The sequence below is a fragment of the Alistipes intestinihominis genome (assembly GCF_040095975.1).
Taxonomy (GTDB): domain Bacteria; phylum Bacteroidota; class Bacteroidia; order Bacteroidales; family Rikenellaceae; genus Alistipes; species Alistipes senegalensis.
In genome coordinates this window covers 133596-155762 of record NZ_JBBMFL010000003.1, presented here as the reverse complement: position 1 = coordinate 155762, position 22167 = coordinate 133596, and the positions used below count along the sequence as shown (strand labels likewise).

The window sequence follows — 22167 nt, the reverse complement described above, 5'->3', positions numbered from 1 at the left end:
CAAAAAACGCATCATGGAAAACATCCTCGAAATCGCGGCCGCCAACCAGCAGCGCGCCCGCGAGGTCATCCGCGACACCGGGCTGGAAGCCGCCTGGCGGGCGGCGGGCGCCGAACCGAACCTCGTGGGGTCGCTCCGCACGGGCCTGCTGATGAAACACCGCGACATCGACTTCCACATCTACTCCCCGTCCCTGAACATCGCCGACAGCTTCGCGGCCATGACCCGCATCGCCGCGAATCCCCGCATCCGCCGCATCGAATACGGCAACCTGCTCGACGCCCCGGACCAATGTCTCGAATGGCATGCGTGGTATGCCGACGCCGACGACCGGCTCTGGCAGATCGACATGATCCACATGGCCCGCGGATCGGCCTGGGAGGGCTATTTCGAACGGGTAGCCGACCGGATCGGCGCCGTGCTGACCGACGAGACGCGGCGTGCCATCCTGCAAATCAAATACGACACGCCCGACGAGGTGAAGATCATGGGCATCGAATATTATCAGGCCGTGCTGCGCGACGGTGTGCGCACCTATGCCGAATTCGAGGCATGGCGCGCGGCGAATCCCGTCGAGGGCATTCTGGAATGGATGCCCTGAATCCAAAATGCAGCGGAGCGCCTTTCGGGGCGCTCCGCTCGTTCAGAGGCGTCGCCGCCGCCACCGTTCGACGAGGATTTCACCCTTGAAGTAGATGACGAGCGAACCGACGATAATCGCCATGCCTGCCACGGTGCTGAAATGGGGATACTCGCCGGGCAACATGATCCAGCTCAAAACCGCCCCCAGCACGGGATTGATCAGGCGGCACATATTGATATCGCTGACCTTCGCGCCCTCGGTGCGCAGGGCCATGAACCAGAAGCTGAAAGCGAAGACCGAAATGAAGACCAGCACCCCGAGGCTTCCGTAGAATCCGGCCGGTTTGGCCCAAAAAGGGTGGAAACCCTCTGCGGCGACGCCCACGCCGTAGATCAGCAGACCGCCGAAGAACATCTGCACGGCATTGAGGAAGACCGGATCGACCTTGCCCTTGTCCTCCGAAACCAAAATCGCGGAGTAGCCCTGAAAGACGATGCTCGCCAGCAGCAGCACGATGCCCCCGATGCCGCGCCAGTCGAGCGGCGCGCCGTCGCTGCCCGTGCCGACGATCAGCAGCAGTCCCGCCAGACTGACCAGCAGGCTCACGACCTTGTAGCGGTTCAGCCGGTCGTCGCTGGCCAGCAGGTGCGCCAGCAGCACGTTGATCAGCGGCGTAAGGCCCATGACGATCGATCCGATGGCTCCGCTGACGAAGTCCACGCCGAAATAAAACGCCGTGTAGCCCAGAAACATGTTGATCAGAATGAGATTGCCGAACAGCCGCTTGTGACGCACGATCTCGCGCCACATACCGCCGTGCCACGTGTAGGCGAAGAGGATGACGCCGACGGTCGTGAAGCGCAGCCCGGCGAAATTCATCGGCGTAAAGTCGTAGCTGAGTCCCTGTTTGATGAACGGATTGACGAGGGCCCACAACACCGAGGCCAGTATAGCATAGAGAATACCTTTTTTCATAACACGTAAGTTTCGGCCGCGAAGGTAATAAAAAAGCGGGGCGGATGGAAATATTCTTCCACCCGCCCTGCTTCAGGTAATGTGCGGAATTACATCATGCCGCCCATGCCGCCTCCGGGCATTGCCGGCATGGCGGGAGCCTCGGATTTCTTCTCGGCCAACACGCACTCCGTGGTGAGGAACATCGAAGCGATCGACGCGGCATTCTCCAGTGCGACGCGCGACACCTTCGTCGGGTCGATGATACCGGCCTTCATCATGTCCTCGTACTTGTCGTCGCGGGCGTTGTAACCGAAGGCGTCCTTGCCCTCCTTCACCTTGTTGACGACCACCGAACCCTCGCCGCCGGCGTTCGCAACGATCTGGCGCAAAGGCTCCTCGATGGCGCGTTTCACGATCTGGATACCCGTCGTCTGGTCCTCGTTGTCGCCCTTCATGCCTTCGAGAGCCGCCGTGGCGCGGATGTAAGCCACACCGCCGCCCGGGACGATACCCTCTTCGACGGCTGCACGGGTTGCGGCCAGCGCGTCGTCCACGCGGTCTTTCTTCTCCTTCATCTCGACCTCGGTAGCGGCTCCGACGTAGAGCACGGCCACACCGCCGGCCAGCTTGGCCAGACGCTCCTGCAACTTCTCCTTGTCGTAGTCCGACGTAGCCTTCTCGATCGAAGCGCGGATCTGTGCCACGCGCGCAGCGATCTCCTCCTTCTTGCCGGCGCCATCGACGATGGTGGTGTTCTCCTTGTTGAGCGTCACCTTGTCGGCCGAACCCAGCATAGCCAACGTGGCATCCTCGATCTTCATGCCCTTGTCGGCCGAGATCACGGTACCGCCCGTCAGCACGGCGATATCCTCCAGCATCTCCTTGCGGCGGTCGCCGAAGCCCGGAGCCTTGCAGGCGGCGATCTTCAACGTACCGCGCAGTTTGTTGACCACGAGTGCCGAAAGAGCCTCGCCATCGACATCCTCGGCGATGATCAGCAGCGCACGGCCGCTCTGAGCCACCGGCTCCAGCACGCCCATCAGCTCCTTCATCGTCGAAATCTTCTTGTCCGTAATCAGGATATAGGGTTTTTCGAGCTGAGCCTCCATCTTCTCGGTGTCGGTGATGAAGTAGGCCGAGATATAACCGCGGTCGAACTGCATGCCCTCGACCACCTCGACATGGGTTTCGGTGCCCTTGGCCTCCTCGACGGTGATGACACCCTCCTTGTTGACCTTGGCCATCGCCTCGGCGATCAGCTTACCGATATTCTGGTCGTTGTTGGCCGAAATGGTGGCCACCTGCTCGATCTTGGCGAAGTCCGAACCGACTTCCTGGCTCTGCTTGCGAAGCGACTCCACGACCTTCGCAACGGCCTTGTCGATACCGCGTTTCAGATCCATCGGGTTGGCGCCGGCCGTCACGTTCTTCAGGCCCACACCGATAATCGACTGCGCCAGCACGGTCGCGGTCGTCGTACCGTCGCCCGCATCGTCGTTGGTCTTCGAAGCGACCTCCTTGACCATCTGGGCGCCCATGTTGGCGAAAGCGTCCTCCAGCTCGACCTCCTTGGCCACGGTCACGCCGTCCTTGGTGATCTGCGGAGCGCCGAATTTCTTGTCGATAATGACGTTGCGGCCTTTGGGGCCCAGCGTTACCTTGACGGCGTTCGACAGCGCATCGACACCCTCCTTGAGCAGTTCGCGCGCCTCTACATTGTATTTGATATCTTTTGCCATGACTGTATGCGAATTATTAGATGATTGCCAAAATATCGTTCTGTTTCATGATGAGGTAATCCACGCCATCGACCTGGATCTCCTGACCGGCATACTTGCCGTAGAGGACCTGATCGCCCACCTTGACCTCCATCTTGACCTCCGAAGTGCCGGGGCCCACTGCAACGACCTTGCCTGCCAGCGGTTTTTCCTTTGCCGTGTCGGGGATGATCAATCCTCCGGCTGTCTTCTCCTCCGCGGGATTCGGGAGAATCAGCACACGGTCCGATAACGGTTTTACATTCATAGTTTTTACGTGTTTTAAGTTTTTATATGTGTTTTTTCAGTTGCTTTCGCACCCCCGTATCCATCAATAGGTGTGCCAACCGTTTTTTGGCAGGTTTTGCGTGACAAACGAGCAGAGGGGACTGCCATTTTGTCACCCGATGCGTTTTCCCGAAGATTTTTAAGCCGAAAATTTTGCACGGACCGAAAAAACATATTACATTTGCATCCCGATACGACGAGTGCGTATCGACACGGTGGATGTAGCTCAGTTGGTTAGAGCGTCGGATTGTGGTTCCGAAGGTCGAGGGTTCGAGCCCCTTCTTCCACCCTTGAAAGCAGTCGAAACAGACTACAAAAGAGAGCAAAAGCCTTGTATATCAACAATATATAAGGCTTTTTCGTTTTTAAGGCAATCGCGTAAAATCTATTTTGAAGCAGGTTTTTATGACCCAATTCGTGACCTATTTTATTTCGGTCAAAAATAGGTCACGAATTACGCATAATATACTGTATTGCACCGTTTTACATCACAATATCCCTATGCTGTACACGTTTAACTATTTCAAACCCATGCAGCTATGTACCAACGCACAACATTCAACGTAGTCTTTTTCTGCAAAAAGACCAAAATCTCTAAAAAAGGAAAGGCTCCTATTTATGCCCGTATCACCACATCCGGCCAAACAACAGAGATCTATACCCAATGTCAAATCGAACCGGAACGATGGAACCAGCGCCTCGAACGCTCCCTTTACAAAGACGAAGTGGATCAGCAAATTAACAGCATCGTCGCCAGTTATCGGGCGAATATCCTTGCGGCCTACGACCAGCTTCTCAAAGAGAATAAAACTCCGGACTGTTTTTCGATCAAACAACGACTGGGCAATACTTCTGGTTCGCGGATGTTCCTCGCCGAGTTTTCGAAATACTGCGACAAACGGCAACAGGAGGTCGGAACACGTATCACACAAGTAACTTGTAACAAATACCACCGTCTACTCCGATACTTGACCGAATATACCAGGCAACAGTATCGGAAAGACGACCTGCCGCTGAATATGGTATCCTATGAATATATCGACGGGCTGAATACCTTCATGCAGACGGCGCACCAATGCAGAAACAACGGTGCCGTAAATTTACTTTGCTGTCTCAAAAATTTCATCTTATTCGCGATACGGAACGAATGGATTGAAAAAAATCCGTTCCAGTATTACAAGATGAAAATAGACAAAACAAACGTCAAGGTTCCATTGACAAAAGAAGAGCTGGACATATTGATAAGCAAGGAAATGCCGAATGAACGGCTGGAGTGTATCCGAGACGTATTTTGCTTCTGTGCACTGACAGGACTGGCCTTTACGGATGCAGACAACTTACGAAAACAACACATTACAACGGATGACAGCGGAACAACGTGGATACATAAACCACGCGAAAAGACCTCTGTAATTAGTCGTGTGCCACTTCTGCCCTACCCGCTCAAAATATTACAAAAATATGAGCACAATCCTGAATTACAACTCAAAGGAAAGTTATTACCTATCCCCAGCAACCAAAAAATGAACTCGTATCTCAAAGAAATCGGAACAATATGCAACATCCATAAAAATCTGACGACGCATGTAGCCCGCCACACTTTCGCAACAGTTGTGAAACTTCTTGCTTAGATATTGTTCCCCAATTATTTAGGTGAATATCAAACAGCCATAGGCAACAGATACGGGACAAAGAAAGCGCTGAATTCTGCTACATTCTACAAATTCTCAAATAACCTATCTCAGATACAAAAATCTGATTTTTTTCTTAATTATGCAAAATTAAACCTCTAATTTTGTACATAGTTTGGTTGACTTTCAAAAGCTCCAGCTTAATCAACACTTCGGCACTATCTTGTCTGAGAAATCTTAGAGAAAGGGTTAATTCCGTGTCGTCAATCCGTAACGTATTATTGTAATGCAAAATGACGTTGGGGCGTATTTTGAGCCGCCAGCCGTTGTGCATCTCTCCAAGGTCGAATCCTTGATAGAACTCGCGGTTGTCCGGGATAACTGTCACCTGTTCATAACGATTCGCCACTCAGTCCCAGAAAGGATGTTTCACAGACTCTTTACCTAAATAAGCAATATCGCTGGCCAGAATGAGACTTTCCCGCAACCAGCCGGGGATGTTCCTTCAAGCAACGGGTGTTATCGTCTAACTCCAATGCAGGTCACTGACGTATTGGAGTTTCAGCATAACGGGAAGTCCTAATAACGTAATCCGAACATCCGAAGTGGAATTTTATTCCCGAGGCCGAATCCTTTGTCGTCGGCAACAACAAAGGAATTTTCAATATTTCGTATCTGTCTGGTCGTTTTTTCCCGTAATGTTTGCATGGCTATTTTGTTAAATATACATTGCAAATATAGGTGTTTTTTGTCAAATATAATTAGCACTTTGTGTTTTCTGCCAAAGTAGTCACTCCGATGTCAAACAAAAACAACTTGACAATTTATTCCCGCCTATTCTTTTCGAGTGCAAAGATGTAATTCCCAAATCTTTGATTTGTGAAATCGCACTTAAGGTACTAGCTTCCAGTAATTTCAAAAAAGTGATTGCTCTACTTTAACGGGATAGCAGTAGAATAAATAATTATTACCTATATATCCATAACTATATAGAATAACGGAAATATTAAAAAACAATAAAATACACCCGCAAAAAAGCACAATAAATAGCAAATATTCAACAAGAAACTCGTTGGATTATTTTTCAAATTTGCATTTTATGTAAAATGCATAACTATGCAAATAAAATTGTTCGTCTATATATTATTACTATCATTTTTTATCCCTTGTCGTGCCCAACACCAAGACAGTATGGTGTTGCATATCAGATTGCAGGAGGCATTGGAGATAACCGCCTCGCAATCATTGGACGCAATCGTATATAAAGACCAAATGCGGATGTCTTATTGGCAATACAGGAATTATAAAGCCGACCTACGCCCTGCCATAATTATGGATGGCACTCTTCCCAGTCTAAACAAGTCATTAACTACCTATCAAAAATCAGACGGCAGTTACGAATTCATACCCAATAGTGCCCTAACAGGTAACATCGGATTGGCCGTAAGCCAAAACATACAATTTACCGGAGGAAAGATTTATCTGCAATCACAAATCGAACGAATCGAGCAGCTCGACGGCAATAAAAAACCGGATGGCTCAGCGTTCCCGCTGCAATTCTTCGGTATTCGTAGAGTGTCCATTGCAAAGGTCAACAGTATTCGGAGACGGCGTACAGACTACTGCTTTATTTTCTTTAGAGTAATGTATAATTGGCTGATAATTAATTTATCATTATTTTAACAATTCCCTGATTTAGGCAACTATTTTTACATAGCTTCATATTTAACACATTGATAATTATAACAATATGCATCAAAGTGTGGATTTGTCACTATATTCCGTTATAGGACAAAAAGGGGGAACCATCCAACAAAATGGTGCGATTCCCCACATTTGAAATTGGTTCAACGCCTATTTGTAACGCTTTTTATCGCGTCCCATTTTATGGAGTAACGCATCTGTCAGCTTGTCAAGATATAGTAACAATAGAACCTTAGACGTTTATTCCTATAATCTTGAATCGCTGTCAATGCCCGATTGAGGTAGGTGTGAATCGCATCATGGGCACCTGCCGGACGGTTTAACTTGATATTGTAGATCTTGCTGTGGTAAATCAGCCGGCTGAACAAGTGCGGCTTGACTTCCTTGAAGAAGAAAATCTCTTCCAACTCATCATGAAAGCGGTAGTCTATGATAAACTCTTTCAACCGTTCAAACATGCTTTCCATGATTTCGACAGTTAAGCGTGAGCGTTCAGGCATCTGCGTCGTCTTCCCGATTTTACGAATTCGGGCTTCGGTTTCCTGTTCCAAGGATTTTATATAAGTACGCATAAGGTTCATTTTTAAGTTTTTTGTTTGGGTGAATGCTATATAAATGATGGATAAAGAGAGCCCCGACGCAAAAATGCGTCGGGGCCATAATTTATGATAGGTTGACCAGATTCTACAAATAAAACAACTTACTCCATAGCTGCAAAATGCCACACACATGGACATAAAAATATCTGTTATCCAGCGGAATAACCGTCAGCTATTGGTTTCGAATGACGTTCAAGGGAATGTGCGTTTATTGTTTGTGTAAAATTTAAAAGTTTATACATATTGACTTGAACATATGAATACAATTGAAGCTATTTATTGGGAGACTAAACTATTGGTCAGCAGTACAACTGGGTGGATCAATCACATCGTATTTCAGTATTCGGATTTTCTATCAGGTTGGGCAACCATACTCGCATAGTCTGATTGTCTCCGCGGTTATTCCATGCGTAATAGGGGATCAGAGTGATTTCGGTCGGGGTTCGATCGCCTGCATCGACGCGGACACCCCGAATCCCGATCTGCGTTATGTTTTTGAGAGGGCCTTCCGTGATAAGGTGCGTACGTGCTTCATCCGAAATCAGGCTCAACTGTTGTACGACACCGTTATCGGCTTCTTCTGCGCAATAGACCAGTGGTCCGCGGGTGACGGCCGTTGTTCCTTCATTTTCCTTTACACGAGGATCGCAGGCGGTCCGGCGAACCGGCATCGGCAGTTCCAACTCCACAATATCCCCGGCTTTCCACGTGCGTTTGACGACAGCGAAGCCGTTGTTCATGTCGTAATCCACGGTCTCACCGTTCACTCGGATCGTTACGGAATATTTCTCCGTATTACGGTATGGGTACAACCCGCCGGGTATGAATTCCCGGCCCGTGCTCCAAGTCGGGATGCGCAGGCAGAGGCGGAACGCTGCACGCTTTTCAGGCGTGAGTTTTATCGTGACCTTGCCGTCGAACGGATAATCCGAGGTCTGATCTACGCCGACGCGGACGCCGTTCATCGGCACGGTTGTCCGGCTGCAGCTGTAGAGCGTCAGATAGAGCCGGTCCTTGCTGTAGGCGTACATATAGCCAGGAACCTGCAGGATCATGCGCGAGATGTTGGGCGGACAGCAGGCGCATCCGAACCAGGGCGAGCGGCACGTATGGCGCTCCTCATCGGCCTCCAGCGGATTGACATAAAAAAAACGGTCGCCTGTGAGGCTGATGCCGGCCAACGCGTTGTTGAACAACGAAATTTCGGCAATATCGAGATATCGGGCGTCACCGCTTCCGAGAAACATCCCCTGATTAAAGAAAACGTTGCCCACGGCGGCACAGGTTTCACTGTAGGCGGTTTTGTTCGGCAGTTCATATGCAGGTCCGAAGCCTTCGATTGAAGCCTGTGCTCCCAATCCCCCCGTGATGTAAATGCGGGTCGAAACGAGGTTATTCCAGATTGCGTTGAGTGCCTTGGCATAATGTTGCTCGCCGGTCAAGGCATCCACCATTGCCATGGCAGTGTAGAGGTAGACAGCGCGTACTGCGTGTCCTACAGGTTCGGTCTGCTCAGAGACGGGAGCATGTTGCTGGGCATAAAACGGCGACATGAACCCGTCGCCTTCCGGGCGGTAAGTCACGCCCCGGATGTCGAGGAATTTTTTCGCCATATCCAAATAGAGCCGATCGCCCGTTACGCGATAGAGTTTGCAGAGCGCCAGTTCGATCTCCTCGTGTCCCGGCGCCTGCATGACAGGTTTGCCGTCGTTATAGGCCGGATCGCCTTCGAAGAAGACCCGGTTTACGTGTTGGGCGTTCTTGATGGCTATGTCAAGCAGGCCGCGCTTACCAGTAGCCAGATAATAGGCTGCCGCAGCCTCGTAAAGGTGACCGACATTGTAGAGCTCGTGGCTGTAGACCACTTTCGAATAGGGCCTCTCTCCTACCCAGAACGGATCGAAACAACCGCATGTGTGACACACGAAGAGGTAACCGTCCTCTTGCTGTACCCGACCAAGAAGTTCGGTCAGCGCATCAATTTTGGCTTCCAATGCCGGATCGGGTCTGAGCATCAGCGAATAGGCCGCACCCTCCATGATTTTGTAGAGGTCCGAGCTGAGCGGACCGTTGGTCGAGGGACGTTGTTTCGGCTCCCGGCCTTCGATCAAATCCGCTCCGTCACGTAGCTGATCGATGGCCGGACCGGCCTGAATCAGTGAGAACGGTAGTGTTACATCGAGTTCGGTCTGCATCCGCTCTCCCCAGAACCCTCCGGTCAGCGTGACTTCGTTGAACGGAACGGGGGTGATCTGTTCCGACTGCTTTGTTGCTGCAAGGAGCGAGTTCCCCCACAATACCGCAGCAATTAAAAGGGCTTTTTTCATTTTATCACGAAATTGTAGTTAGGTTGTTATATAAGACAAGTGGCGGTGCAGACCGCCACTTGTCTTGGACGGATGTCATGTGTTTACCGCTTGACGGTTTCGAATGCGTAGACCGTATGTTGCGTGTAAGTCTCGCCCGGACGCAGTACCGACGAAGGGAAATTGTCGTGGTTGGGGGCATCGGGGAAGTTCTGCGTTTCGAGCGCCAGTCCCGAATGGTAGTTGTGACGATCACCGCGTTTGCCGACCTCCTTGCCGTCCATGCCCTGCCCGGCATAGAACTGGAATCCGGGCTGGTCGGTGAGTATTTTCATCACGATGCCCGTGGCGGGTTCGTATACCTCGGCAGCCAGTGTCACAGCGCTGGGTGCAGGTTTGTCGAGCACCCAGTTGTGGTCGTAACCGTTTCCGAAGGCCAGCGGCTCGTAATCGGTCCGGCCGATACGCTCCCCGATGGCGTGCGGTTTGCGGAAATCGAGCGGGGTGCCTTCGACCGGACGGATTTCGCCCGTGGGAATCAGCCCTGCGTCGGTCGGCGTGAAATGGCTGGCATGGATGGTCAGCAGGTGCGAGTCGGTCGATTTTTCCGACGTGCCGTGCAGGTTGTAGTATACATGACTCGTAGGGTTCACAATGGTCGGGGCGTCGGTCGTGGCTTTGTAGTCGATCACCAGTTCGTTGGCCGGGGTCAGCGAGTAGGTGACTGCGATGTCGAGGTTACCCGGATAGCCCTCTTCGCCGTCCATGGCGCGGTAGGTCATTTCGACCGCGGGGTTGCCCTGCTTGTCAACCGTCTCGCTACCGTTCCATACGCGGGCTTCGAAACCTCCCGTGCCGCCGTGCAGATGGTTTTCGCCGTTGTTGATCGTGAGCTGATATTCCTTGCCGTCGAGTGTGAAGCGGCCCTTGCCGATGCGGTTTCCATAGCGTCCCACAACGGGGCCGCAGTACTTGTCGGCCGTGTTCAGGTATCCGTCGATGTTCTCGAATCCCCAGACCACGTCCTTGTGGGTTCCGTCGGCCGACGGAACCCACAAGGCGACGATGCGTGCGCCGTAGTTGGTGAGTTGAACGGTCATGCCGTTTTCGTTTTGCAGGGTGTAGAGCATGACGGGTTTGCCTGCGATTTCGGTTCGGAATGCGGCGGCATCGAGCAAGTCGATACCGTTTCCTGCACCGGAATTTCCGGTGCAGGACAATAGGCAGACCGCAATTGCTACCAGAAAGATGTATCGTTTCATAGTCTCAGGTCTTTACATTCGTCATTTGATTCGGACGGGGCTCACCCCTTCAAATGTCATCTTCACGGGTTTGATGAATCCGTCAGCGTCGAATTCCATGCGGTCGATGCAGGTCTGGCGCTGTCCCATGGTGGTCGCGCCCAGCGGACGGCGATGGTAGACGATGTAATATTCGTCCCTGCCGGGAATCTGTATCACCGAATGGTGACCGGCTCCGGTCGCGATTTCAGGGTCCTGCTGAAGAATCTTTCCGATACGTTTGAACGGTCCGAACGGGGAATCGGCAATGGCATAGGCCACGCTGTAGTCGGGACCACCCCAACCGCCTTCGCTCCACATGAAATAGTACTTGCCATTGCGTTTGAACATGAACGGTCCTTCGACATAATTTTCAGGCGTTACGGGCTTGTATGTCTCGCCGTCATCGAACGGAACGACGCTCAGCAGGTCGTCCGAGAGTTTGACCATATTGCAGTGGTGCCAGCCGCCGTAATACATGTAATGCGTGCCGTCATCGTCGCGGAAAACGAACTGGTCGATGGGTTGTGCACCGTTAATGATACGGTCGATCAGCGGTTTACCCAATGCGTCTTTGTACGGGCCTTCCGGACGGTCGGCCACAGCTATGCCGATACCGCCGTATTCGTGGTCATTCTGAATGTCATTGCCGCTGAAAAAGAGGTAGTATTTGCCCTTGTGCTCGAGTATCGCTGGTGCCCACATGGCGTATTTCACCCATTTCACGTCGTCGGTCGTGAGTACTTTCGGATGTTTGGTCCAGTTCACGAGATCTTTCGACGAGAAGGCATCCAGGTAGGTTTGAATGTTGTACAACTGGTGGAATGCCGAACTTTTTTCAGCAGGATAGGCCGGCATCTCCTCGCCCGGTGCGGCATAGAGGTCTGAGAGGGTCGGGAAGATCCAATACTCCTTGCCGAAGACAGCGCCTTCTGGGTCGGCGTACCAACCCGGAAAGATGGGGTTTCCCGAAAGGCTTTTACGTACAGTTTTGGTGCTGCTGCACGATGTCGGAAACAGCAGGACGGCAATGGCCGGAATGAGAATCAGATACTTTGTCATCGGTGTATTGAGATTGCAAATTATTATTTATCGAGAGGTATGCGCAGGATCGTGAGTGAGTTGGGGGCACATTCGACGGGCACTGTGCGCCCTTCGATACGGAACGTCGATTCACATCCTGCGATCTTTTCAGGTTCTTCGAATGAATTTTCATCGTAGATCGATGCCGACGCAAGTTCAATGCGCCGCGCATTGACGGGGGCGACTTTCCCGCCTTTCAGCACCAGCGAGGTTCGCCACGGCTCTGTGCGGCCGTTGACCAGCTTCACGACCAGTTCGTTGCGTTGCCGGTCGAGTCCCGCCACAGTGTAATGCTTATTGACGATGTTGTAGTCGTACGAATATTTCAACTCACCGTCCATATAGCATTTCCAAACGTTGCCACGGATTTCGATGCGTACGTCGTACCAGCGATCCACTTCGATCGGCTCCTGATTGCGGTAATCGAAGAGCGAGATCGAACCCTTGTCACCAATCTCACGGAAGAGAACCGATTCGTTGGTGTGACTGCCCATGTCAGCCATGAAATAATGGTGGTCGTCCTGCATGCCGAACACGACGCGGAAACCTTCGTATCCGGCCGTCTTGCGGGCCTTGAGGGTGATCGTGCAGTCGCCGACTTCGAGATCCTTCAGACGCAGGAGTGCATCGCCGCCTGCAACAGGCTGCGTCAGAATGCCGTTTCCGACCTGCCATTCGCCGCGCACGGACTCCCAGCGTTCGTTGAAGTCGCTCCAATCGGTGGTGTAAAGCGTGCGGCCGCCGCTCGTAACCTTCAGGTCGCGGAACTGCGCCGCCGTATTGCCTGTGCTCAAACCGATGAATCCCTTAGGCGAATAGGGTTTCGCTGTCTGCTCGCCGAGAATGCGAGCCGGAACGTTCACATCGGGGCGGTTTTCCGAGAAGAGTTTCATTACGTGATAATTCGTACGTCCGTAAACCTGTTTGTTGTCAAGCACCATCAGGTGGTTACGGCCGTAATGAGCATTCTCGATCAACGGGGCGTATGAGACCAACTGAACCTTGTCGGCGTTGCGCTCCACACCTGTCAGGTAGGCCGCTTCGGCCAGCGACGCATAAAGGTTCGACTGTCCGATAGCGGCGTATTCGCCGACGTAAATCTTGTAGGGAATCTTTTTCGGAAGTTTGTCGTAGACATCAGCGTTGTTGTAAAACCAGTCGGCGGTTTCGTAATAGTGGGGATCGATCATCTCCACCTCGTCCAGACGCTTGATGTCGTTGCTGAACATCAGTGCCGAAATGACCGTCAGCTGCGGATATTTCGCTTTGATCGCCTTGTGAAAACGATTGTAGTTGGCCGCATAGCGTGCGAAGACATTTTCGTTGCCCACCTCGACGTACTTGAGCGGAAAGGGTTCGGGGTGACCGTTTTTGGCGCGCTCAGCACCCCACCGGGTCGTCTTTGCATCGCCAAGAGCATATTCGATGGCGTCAAGCGCCTCTTGAATCAACGGTTCGAGTTCGTCACCCTGCACATAGTCGCCGTTGCGAAACAGACACGACATGCCCGCATTGCAGACGAACATACCGTCGGCGCCGATGTCTTCGCAGAATTGCAGAAATTCATGATAGCCGAATCCGTATGTACTGCGATAGCCCCACAGATTGTACTCTCCAGGCCGTTTTACCGGGGCACCGATGGTCTCCTTCCATTTCACACGGTTGTCGAGTGTCAGTCCCTCGACAATACAGCCGCCGGGCCAGCGGATGAATGCCGGATGCAGTTCTTCGATCATCGTCGCTACATCTTTGCGGAGTCCGTTGGCGCGGCCTTTGTAGGTATCGCGCGGAAAAAGCGATACGTAGTCGATCCAGACGCGGCCTTCGGCCGGAAAGGTAAGGTACAGGGTGTTTTTGTTTCCGGTTGCCGATGGAGTGAAGGTCGCCGTATAGCGGTGCCATTCGCTATCTGCCGTTAGGCGTATATCGTTCACGGCGACATGTTGCCCGTCGGGCGCAACGATCGCAGCGCGGCACCACGGAGTCTTCTCCGCCCGGACGTATAATTCCAGGTCATAGCTCTTGCCTGCTTCAACGGCGATTCCCCAATAACCGCTGTTCACGGCACTCACTTCACCGCGGCATGCGGTGAGGTCAATCCGCAGGGCGTGAGGCGTGGCATCGTTGAGCGGATATTCATCGGTAATGGACGAAGCGGCCTGCGACCCGTCGGCGTACTGCGTCCGCCAGCCCGTCATTGCCAGGTCGGAGCTCCACCGCACACGGAAGCGGTTGACTGAGTCGTTCGAATAGCAATGCGCATGGGGCGCAGCAGCGTATCCCTCGGCATCGAGCGTGCAGCCCGTAGGGAGCACACCCTCCTCGAAGCCCCGGTTGCGGATCATCTCGGCATAAAGGCCGCCATCACCCGAACCGGTAATTTCTTCGAAAAAGATGCCGTAGAGCGATGAGGGAATTTCCGCTCCGCGTTTGCTGAGATCTATTTCGATGCGGCTTTCGCTGCCGTTGCCGGCAACGGCCGGCAGCAGAGCCACAATACCGACAAGAGTACAGAGCAGTCGTTTAGGATTCGGATTCATAGTGGTTTGAATTAGCGTATTTCGTTATAGGGGCGGTGTTCGGGCGCGGAGCCGAAGTCGTAGTTGGGATGCGGTCCCATGACGAATTTCAGCGTGCCGCCTCGCACGATGTCATTATAGGTAATATAGGAATTAGCGTAAGGTTTTCCGTTGAGTTCCACGGATTGAATATAGCCGTTTTCGGACGAATTGTTCTCGGTCAGGATCGTGAATTTGCGTCCACCGGGCATGTTGAGCACTACCTTGTCGAAAAGCGGACTGCCGAACGAATAGACTCCGCAGGAGGGATTGACCTGATAGAAACCCAGTGCCGAGAGGATATGCCATGCCGACATCTGTCCGCAGTCCTCGTTGCCGATAATCCCATCCGTCCGGTCGGTGTAGAAATGACGCTGTACGTAACGTACCAATTCGGCAGTTTTCCACTGCTGGCCTGCGTAGTTGTAGAGATATATGATGTGGTGCGAAGGCTCGTTCCCGTGGGCATATTGGCCGATCAGTCCCGAAATGTCGGCCGAGGCATGAGGACCCATGTCGCCGGAAACGTGAAACAACGAATCAATTTTAGCACGAAAAGGTTCGTCGCCGCCCATGGCTTCGATCAATCCGTAAGGGTCCTGCGGTACGAAAAAGGTGTACTGCCACCCTGTGCCCTCGGCGAAGTAGCCAGTGCCACCATGCACCGACTGGAACGGATCGTAGGGCGTAAGCCAACTTCCATCGTCGAATTTCGGGCGGATGAAATTGATATCGCCGTCGAAGTAATGCTTCCAATAGCGGGCGCGCCGGGCAAAAGTCCGCTCCGTCTCTTCGTGTCCGAGTTTGTGCGCCATGGCGGCTATGCCCCAGTCGGCCACGGCATATTCCATGGCTTTCGACGTGGCCTCGAACTCTTTGTCTGCGGGTATGTATTCCCGGTCGAGGACGAAGCCGATGCCGGCCTGTTCCCGAAAGGTAGCCGTTTTGACGGCGCATTGCAAGGCCCTCTGCGTGTCGATTCCCCGAATGCCCTTGACTACGGCATCGCTGACGATCGGGATGCTTCCGTAGCCGGGCATCTGGTTCGTCTCGCCGCCTATCAGCGGCCAGATCGGGAGCTTGCCCTGCTGGTCGCAGATCGAGAGCATCGAATTAACCATGTCACCCACGCGGTCGCTCTGAATGATCGTGAACCACGGATGCAGCGCCCGGTAGGTGTCCCAGCACGAGAAAGTCGAGTAGTTTGTCCAATCGGCCTTGCGGATTTTGTTGTCATGGCCGCGGAATTCGCCGTTCACGTCGCAGTAGGTCGTGGGCGCGATCATCGTGTGGTACATGGCCGTATAAAAGATACGTTTGGCACGCTCGTCCGAGGTGGTGATATCGACACGCTCCAATTCCTTCTCCCAAGCATCGCGGGCTGTCGTCATTACCTTGTCGAAATTCCAGTGCGGAATCTCCCTGCGCAGATTTTCCAGCGCATTATCAGTACTTACTGACGAAACGGCGACTTTCAATGCCAGTTTATCGACCCCTTCTTCGAAGCAAACAACGCCCTTCACACCTTCGCCTTCCAGTTCGCCGCGTCCGGCCGGCTCGTCGTCGTTGAAGACCAGCAGTTCGGCAATCGGCCGGTCGCTCTTCAAAGCGAAGTAGATACGGTGTTCCGGAGCCCATCCCTTGACAATGCGATGTCCGACAACAGTGTAATCGTCCACTAAACGAAGCGACGAGGCAACCGACGGAAATCCGTTGCCTTCACGGAGGTTAATAAGCAGACGAGCCTTTTCGCCCACAGGAAACGTGTATTTGTGGAATGCGACCCGTCGTGAAGCGGTCAACTCGGCATGGATACCGTTGTCGAGCGTAAGAGAATAGAAATAAGGCGAGACCTGCTCGTTTTCGTGCCGGTAGCGGGCGGAACAGCTGTTCGAGATATCGTCTTGTTCTCCGCGGCGCGTACGCACATCGCCCGTAAAGGGCATGACCTGGATGTCGCCCAGATCAGTACAGCCCGTGCCGCTGAGGTGCGTGTGCGAAAAGCCGATTAACACGTTGTCCGAATAGTGGTAGCCCGAACACCAATCCCAGCCTTTGAAGATGTTTTGCGGTCCGATCTGCACCGTTCCGAAAGGAACGCAGACCCCGACGAACACATGGCCGTGGCCTCCAGCCCCTATATACGGGTCCACATATCGAAGGTAATTTTTATTGCCAGCTGAGACCGTCGGAGCGATGGCGGCGAACAGCAGTGTGATGAGAATCTTTTTCATACGGGTTTATAGCTGAGTTTTATTGTTTTCAGATGTGGCAGGCTGCTTTATTTTCGTCCTGATTCGCAGCACGGTGAGCGACCAGGGTTCGAACGCATAGTCGAACTTTTCGGCGAAGTCGTCGTAGCGGCTCTCTTGGGGGATCACCTTGCACGGCTCGTCGAGTGTATTTTCATTGGTCGGGGCGGATGCTGTGAGAGTGACCACGCGTCCGCGCTTCCCGACATTTGACGCATGAGCCAGATCAATTGACGCAACGAAAGGATTCGGTGTGGCATTCACGAATTTGACGATCAGCTCGCCCGTATGCTCGTCATAGCCCGTGGCAATGAAACGCCGAGCGGTTTCGGGATAGATTTCGAGTGATTTTTTCCCGTCGAGGTAATAGGTGAAGTGTCCGCCCTCGATATCAATGCGGATGTCGTACCAGCGCCCGGTTTCGATCTGCTGGGCGGTATGGTTCGCTATGATTGTGTTGTCGTTGCCTGTTACGCGCTGGAATGCGGTGGAACGGTTGTTCCAGCCGCCGATATTGAGTACATAGCCGTGCTGCTCATCCTGCATCCCGAAATAGATAAGGAATCCCTCGGTCCCGGTTGTTTTGCGAGCCTTGAGCGTGATGGTACAGTCGCCCAACGGCTCTGATGTCTCCCACAGAATACGGCGCAGCAAGTCCGGGCCGCTTCCTTTCAACACCGTCCCGGCTGCGGTCCAGATACCCGACAGGGGCTTCCAGCCCTGCGTCATGTCGGCTTCGACGGTATGTCCGTCGGCGAGCGCGACCTTTAGGTCCTTGTACTCGTTGTCCGTGTTCCAACCGCCCAGCGCGATCCGCCCAGCGGCTTCGAACGATGTTACTGGTTGTTCGAGCACGTTTTTCACATTGTAGGAAGGGCGGTTCCGAGAGAACAACTGTTGTACATAATACGACGAACGACCGGTTACACGATATGCGTCCAACTGAACCAGAGTCGGTGACCAGGCCCGATCACTGACATTGGTCAACAACGGCGCATAGGATGTCATCCGTACCAGGTCGCAATTACGTTCCGCACCCGTGAGAAAAGCCGCTTCGGCCAGCGCCCCGAGCAGGTTCCCGTCGCCAACGTGCTTCGTCACAGCATATTCGCCGACGTAAATCCCGTATCGGCCGCGTTCCATGCCGTCGAACATGCGGGCCCCTTCGAAGAAGAAATCGGGCGATACGTACATGTGGGGGTCGATGAGGTCTACTTCCTCGTGGCGGTATTGTTCGCCGAATCCAAGCGTCGAGATAACCGTCAGCTGCGGGTATTTCGCCTTGATGGCCTTATAGAACCGGTCGTAGCGTTTTTCATAGACCGGGCCCCAGTTCTCGTTGCCGATTTCAATGTATTTCAGCGGGAAAGGTGCCGGGTGTCCGTTCTCAACGCGTTTACGGCTCCACGCAGTAGTGCCGTCGCCCAATGCATAGTCGATGGCGTCGAGCGCATCGGCAATGAAAAGATCCAACTCCTCCTCCGGGCATGCGTCACCCACCGCCGCCTGACCTCCCAGCCCGGCGTTGCAGACGAACATGCCGTTGGCGCCGATGTCTTCGCAGAATTGCAGAAATTCATGGTATCCGAATCCGTAGGTACTCCGGTAACCCCAAAGGTTGTATTGTCCAGGGCGCTTTATGGGATCGCCTATGGTTTCTTTCCATTTGACGCGGTTGGAGACCGTGATGCCCTCGACGATGCCGCCGCCCGGCCAGCGGATGAATGACGGATGCAGCGCTTCGAGTGTCTCGGCAACGTCTCGGCGCAGGCCGTTTTCCCGGTTGCGGAAAGTCTCCTGCGGGAAGAGCGAAACGTAGTCCAGCAGCAATGCACCCTGTCCGTCGAGTTCGATAACGAGCTGTGCGCGAGTGTCCGAATCCGTCGCGGTCAGTGTCGTATCGTGGCGTTTCCATGCCTTGCCACTCCCAACGTCGATCCGGTGGGAACATAATTCCGACCCGCCTTCGCCGACTAACCGAGCCGTCACGTCGCCCTTGAACCTGCCGATGTTCGAGGTGTGCAGGCAGAGTCGGTAGTTTTTGCCTTTTTCGATATGCATGCCCCAGTAACCGGAATTGGCGACCGTGACGCAGCCTCGAGTCGGCAGGGTAACGCAGAGAGCCGCTGGGGTCGCAGGATCAAGCGGATATTCCCGAGTCAGGTGCATGGATGCACCCGAGCCCGCCTCCTGTTGCAGAGTCCAGGCGGGAATTTCCTCCGCATTCCAGCGTAGGGTCATATCCTGCGAAGGCAATGCCCCCGTCAGGTGGTTGGGCAGAGCCGGCGGCAGGAGCTTGCCCTCCTCAAGCCGGTAGCCTTCGGGAATGGTCGAATCCTCGAATCCTCGATTCTGAACCAACTCGGCATAGAGTCCTCCGTCACCCGCGTGGTCGATCTCCTCGAAGAAAATGCCGTACAATGATTCGGGAACCGTGTGCCCCCGATCAGCAAGGTCGATGCCGATACGGCCCGTCTCTGTAATGTACGGGATGTCGGTTGACGTGCATGCCGCAGAGGTAGCCGATAACGACAAAACGAGGAGCAGTTTTTTCATTCGTTGTTGAATTTACGAAAAAAGAGGGACAACCCGTCTTACCGTATTGGTCCGGCGGGTTATCCCTCGATTGAGTGTTTAGATTTCAGCCCCGATGCGCAACACGGTGAACGACCACGGTTCGAAAGTGTAGTCGAACTTCTTCGAGAATCCGTTGTAAGTGCTCTCTCGGGGGAATACCTTCTTGGGATCGTCGAGCGAGTTCTCGTCTTTGGGATCGGCCGACGTGAGGGTGACGACTCGACCCTTGCGTTTTATGGAGGTCACGTTCTCCAGGTTGATCGACGTGGTGAACGGCTCTTCGGTGGCGTTCACGAACTTAACGATCAACTCGCCCGCCTGCTCGTCGTAACCTGTCACGACGTAGCGCTGGATGTGCTCGATCGTTGTTTCGAGCATCTGTTTGCCGTCGAGGAAGTAGGTGAACTTGCCGCCCTTAACGTCGATACGGATGTCGTACCAGCAATCTGTCTCTACGTTCTGCGAGATGTTGTTGGGAATCTGTGGCATATCGTTGCCGTTGATGGTCTGGAACGCCGTGGTTTGGTTGCCCCAGCCGCCGATATTGAGCACGTAGCCGTTCTTCCCGTCGTGCATGCCGAAGTAAATCAAGAACCCTTCGACACCCGCAATCTTGCGTGCCTTGAGCGAGATGCTGCAATCGCCGAACTGCTCCGAAGAGGTCCACTGCGCCCAGCGCATCACACCGGGACCGGTGACCTTCAGCACGCCGTTTTCGGTGCTGCAACTCCCCTCCTGGGCCTCCCAGCCCTGCGTCATGTCAGCCTCGACGGTACGTCCGTCGGCAAGCGTGACCTTCAGGTCCTTGTATTCGTTGTCCGTGTCCCAGCCACCCAATGCGATCTGTCCTTTGACTTTGACAGGGATGACAGGTTGCTCAAACGACGCAGCGACGTTAAACGACGGACGGTTTTCGGCGTACATCTTCTGTACCTGGTAAGACGAGCGGCCCATAACGCGGTGCGAATCGAACCAAATAAGATTCGTAGGCCATACGCGGTCGTTGACGTTCTCGAATAACGGAGCGTAGGAGGCCATCTTCACAAGGTCGGAATTGCGCTCCACACCCGTCAGGAAAGCTGCCTCGGCCAATGCACCGAGCAGGTTGCCACCGCCGACGTTCTGGTTGACTGCATATTCGCCGATGTAGACCTCGTAATCTCCGCGTTCCTGATTGTCGAAGAGTTTGTCGCTGGCGAAGAAGAATTCGGGCGACACGTACCAGTGGGGATCAATCATATCGACTTTCTCATGCCGCTTCTGTCCGCCCAGACCGAGCGTCGAGATGAGTTTCAGTTGCGGATATTTCGCCTTGATGGCCTTGTAGAATTTGTCGTACCGCTTTTCGTAAACCGCGCCCCAGTTTTCGTTGCCGATCTCGACATATTTCAGCGGGAAAGGTGCCGGATGTCCGTTCTCGACTCGTTTGCGGCTCCATACGGTCGTGCCGTCACCCAAGGCGTAGTCGATAGCGTCGAGCGCATCGTTGATGAAGAAATCCACCTCGTTTTCCGCACAGGCGTCGCCCGCACGGCCCTGGCAACCCAATCCCACGTTGCAGACGAACATGCCTTCGGCATTGATATCCTCGCAGAATTGCAGGAATTCATGGTACCCGAAGCCCATCGTGGTGCGGTAGCCCCAGGTGTCGTACACGCCCGGACGGGTTGCCGGATCGCCGATGGTCTCCTTCCATTTAATGCGGTTCGAAAGGGTGATGCCCTCCACCACGCAGCCGCCCGGCCAGCGAACGAATGCCGGACGCATCGCCTCGAGCGTTTCGGCGATATCCTTGCGCAATCCGTTTTCACGGTTATGGAACGTCTCGGCCGGGAAGAGCGAGATGTAATCGAGCAGCAGCGTCCCTTTACCCTCAAGCTCGATGACGAAGCGGGCTTTATGGTCGGTACCCGTAGCTACGAGTTCGCCGGTGTACTGACACCAGTTCTTGTCGGGATCGATGCCCAGCGGGCGGTTGCAGAGCTCCGTGCCGTCGGCGCCGACGAGCTTAACCGTCGCTTTGCCGTCGAACAGATTGCCGTTCGAGGTGTTGAAACGCAGGAAATAGCTTTTGCCCTCCTCGATGTTGATTCCCCAGAATCCGGTGTTGGAGATAGCGACACGTCCTTGTGCGGGAAGCGTGACTTTCAACGCTGTCGGGGTTGCGCTGTTGAGCGGAAATTCGGTCGTGAGCGTCATCGACGCGCCTGCGCCATCCAGCTGCTCGAGCGACCATGCAGGTATTTTGTCCGTCGGCCAGCGGAATGACAAGTCGGGATGGGGCTTCGAGCCGGTCAGATGGTTGCATACGGCGGGCGGATAGACTTTATCGCCTTCGACCCGGTATCCTTCGGGTATGACGGTGTCTTCGAATCCGCGGTTCTGAATCAGTTCGGCGTAAAGTCCTCCGTCCCCCGCATGGTTGATCTCCTCGAAAAAGATGCCGTACAGAGACGAGGGTACGTTTGCGCCGCGCTGCGCTGCGTCGATGCTTATTTGGGCATCGGGCTTCGAGCAGGCTCCCAACAGCAAAGTCAGCGTCGGCAACGAAAGAATCAGGTGTAAGGTTTTCATGTTCGGTTTTCTGTTATT

General features: G+C 53.7%; 14 protein-coding genes and 1 tRNA gene. 4 read left to right on the top strand and 11 right to left on the bottom strand.

Annotated elements, in window-relative coordinates; translation table 11 throughout:
• Positions 1-13: 13 nt before the first annotated feature.
• Positions 14-601 carry a phosphoglycerate mutase family protein gene (locus WMO46_RS03745; protein WP_129651547.1) on the top strand — a complete coding sequence of 196 codons (588 nt, stop codon included), beginning with the start codon at positions 14-16 and terminating at the stop codon, positions 599-601.
• A 42-nt stretch (positions 602-643) separates the two neighbouring features.
• Here the strand turns inward: WMO46_RS03745 and WMO46_RS03740 are convergent, their stop codons facing one another.
• The 3 genes from WMO46_RS03740 to WMO46_RS03730 all read right to left on the bottom strand — a co-directional run bounded on the left by WMO46_RS03740 (position 644) and on the right by WMO46_RS03730 (position 3565).
• Positions 644-1558, bottom strand: coding sequence for a DMT family transporter (locus tag WMO46_RS03740; RefSeq protein WP_349093836.1), 915 nt, complete (start codon positions 1556-1558; stop codon positions 644-646).
• A gap of 89 nt (positions 1559-1647) precedes the next feature.
• Positions 1648-3279 carry a chaperonin GroEL gene (gene groL, locus WMO46_RS03735; RefSeq protein WP_019151442.1) on the bottom strand — a complete coding sequence of 544 codons (1632 nt, stop codon included), beginning with the start codon at positions 3277-3279 and terminating at the stop codon, positions 1648-1650.
• A 16-nt stretch (positions 3280-3295) separates the two neighbouring features.
• Positions 3296-3565, bottom strand: coding sequence for a co-chaperone GroES (locus WMO46_RS03730; RefSeq protein ID WP_129651545.1), 270 nt, complete (start codon positions 3563-3565; stop codon positions 3296-3298).
• Positions 3566-3799: 234 nt separating this feature from the next.
• On the opposite strand from WMO46_RS03730, the gene WMO46_RS03725 reads away from it, so the two are divergent.
• From WMO46_RS03725 to WMO46_RS03715, 3 genes are all read left to right on the top strand, one after another.
• Positions 3800-3875 (top strand) — tRNA-His (locus tag WMO46_RS03725).
• Between the two features lie 249 nt (positions 3876-4124).
• Complete coding sequence (locus WMO46_RS03720; RefSeq protein ID WP_349093835.1) at positions 4125-5216, top strand: site-specific integrase; 1092 nt, start codon at positions 4125-4127, stop codon at positions 5214-5216.
• Between the two features lie 1191 nt (positions 5217-6407).
• A complete protein-coding gene (locus WMO46_RS03715; protein ID WP_349093834.1) occupies positions 6408-6899 on the top strand; it encodes a hypothetical protein in 492 nt (163 codons plus the stop codon).
• A gap of 221 nt (positions 6900-7120) precedes the next feature.
• Here WMO46_RS03715 and WMO46_RS03710 read toward each other — a convergent pair whose 3' ends face one another.
• The 8 genes from WMO46_RS03710 to WMO46_RS03675 all read right to left on the bottom strand — a co-directional run bounded on the left by WMO46_RS03710 (position 7121) and on the right by WMO46_RS03675 (position 22149).
• Positions 7121-7492 carry an RteC domain-containing protein gene (locus tag WMO46_RS03710; RefSeq protein WP_349093833.1) on the bottom strand — a complete coding sequence of 124 codons (372 nt, stop codon included), beginning with the start codon at positions 7490-7492 and terminating at the stop codon, positions 7121-7123.
• A 347-nt stretch (positions 7493-7839) separates the two neighbouring features.
• Entirely contained in the window at positions 7840-9846 is a 2007-nt protein-coding gene (locus tag WMO46_RS03705; RefSeq protein ID WP_410520076.1) for a glycoside hydrolase family 127 protein, read from the bottom strand.
• An 83-nt stretch (positions 9847-9929) separates the two neighbouring features.
• Positions 9930-11087, bottom strand: coding sequence for an aldose epimerase family protein (locus WMO46_RS03700; RefSeq protein ID WP_349093832.1), 1158 nt, complete (start codon positions 11085-11087; stop codon positions 9930-9932).
• 21 nt (positions 11088-11108) lie between these two features.
• Entirely contained in the window at positions 11109-12167 is a 1059-nt protein-coding gene (locus WMO46_RS03695) for a glycoside hydrolase family 43 protein (protein ID WP_349093831.1), read from the bottom strand.
• A gap of 23 nt (positions 12168-12190) precedes the next feature.
• Positions 12191-14728: an alpha-L-arabinofuranosidase C-terminal domain-containing protein gene (locus WMO46_RS03690; protein ID WP_349093830.1), complete on the bottom strand. Its 2538-nt coding sequence runs from the start codon at positions 14726-14728 to the stop codon at positions 12191-12193.
• Positions 14729-14739: 11 nt separating this feature from the next.
• Positions 14740-16980 carry a GH92 family glycosyl hydrolase gene (locus WMO46_RS03685; RefSeq protein ID WP_349093829.1) on the bottom strand — a complete coding sequence of 747 codons (2241 nt, stop codon included), beginning with the start codon at positions 16978-16980 and terminating at the stop codon, positions 14740-14742.
• Between the two features lie 6 nt (positions 16981-16986).
• Entirely contained in the window at positions 16987-19533 is a 2547-nt protein-coding gene (locus WMO46_RS03680) for an alpha-L-arabinofuranosidase C-terminal domain-containing protein (protein WP_349093828.1), read from the bottom strand.
• Positions 19534-19632: 99 nt separating this feature from the next.
• The gene (locus tag WMO46_RS03675; protein WP_349093827.1) at positions 19633-22149 is read right to left on the bottom strand and encodes an alpha-L-arabinofuranosidase C-terminal domain-containing protein; all 2517 of its coding nucleotides are present in this window, start codon (positions 22147-22149) and stop codon (positions 19633-19635) included.
• Positions 22150-22167 lie beyond the last annotated feature (18 nt).

What these genes read in the sequence shown, in the direction of transcription:
- WMO46_RS03720 (WP_349093835.1), top strand. Translation starts at nt 4,125, where the DNA reads ATGTACCAACGCACAACATTCAACGTAGTCTTTTTCTGCAAAAAGACC.
- WMO46_RS03740 (WP_349093836.1), bottom strand. Translation starts at nt 1,558, where the DNA reads ATGAAAAAAGGTATTCTCTATGCTATACTGGCCTCGGTGTTGTGGGCC.
- groL (WP_019151442.1), bottom strand. Translation starts at nt 3,279, where the DNA reads ATGGCAAAAGATATCAAATACAATGTAGAGGCGCGCGAACTGCTCAAG.
- WMO46_RS03710 (WP_349093833.1), bottom strand. Translation starts at nt 7,492, where the DNA reads ATGCGTACTTATATAAAATCCTTGGAACAGGAAACCGAAGCCCGAATT.
- WMO46_RS03700 (WP_349093832.1), bottom strand. Translation starts at nt 11,087, where the DNA reads ATGAAACGATACATCTTTCTGGTAGCAATTGCGGTCTGCCTATTGTCC.
- WMO46_RS03690 (WP_349093830.1), bottom strand. Translation starts at nt 14,728, where the DNA reads ATGAATCCGAATCCTAAACGACTGCTCTGTACTCTTGTCGGTATTGTG.
- WMO46_RS03745 (WP_129651547.1), top strand. Translation starts at nt 14, where the DNA reads ATGGAAAACATCCTCGAAATCGCGGCCGCCAACCAGCAGCGCGCCCGC.
- WMO46_RS03730 (WP_129651545.1), bottom strand. Translation starts at nt 3,565, where the DNA reads ATGAATGTAAAACCGTTATCGGACCGTGTGCTGATTCTCCCGAATCCC.
- WMO46_RS03685 (WP_349093829.1), bottom strand. Translation starts at nt 16,980, where the DNA reads ATGAAAAAGATTCTCATCACACTGCTGTTCGCCGCCATCGCTCCGACG.
- WMO46_RS03675 (WP_349093827.1), bottom strand. Translation starts at nt 22,149, where the DNA reads ATGAAAACCTTACACCTGATTCTTTCGTTGCCGACGCTGACTTTGCTG.
- WMO46_RS03715 (WP_349093834.1), top strand. Translation starts at nt 6,408, where the DNA reads ATGGTGTTGCATATCAGATTGCAGGAGGCATTGGAGATAACCGCCTCG.
- WMO46_RS03695 (WP_349093831.1), bottom strand. Translation starts at nt 12,167, where the DNA reads ATGACAAAGTATCTGATTCTCATTCCGGCCATTGCCGTCCTGCTGTTT.
- WMO46_RS03705 (WP_410520076.1), bottom strand. Translation starts at nt 9,846, where the DNA reads ATGAAAAAAGCCCTTTTAATTGCTGCGGTATTGTGGGGGAACTCGCTC.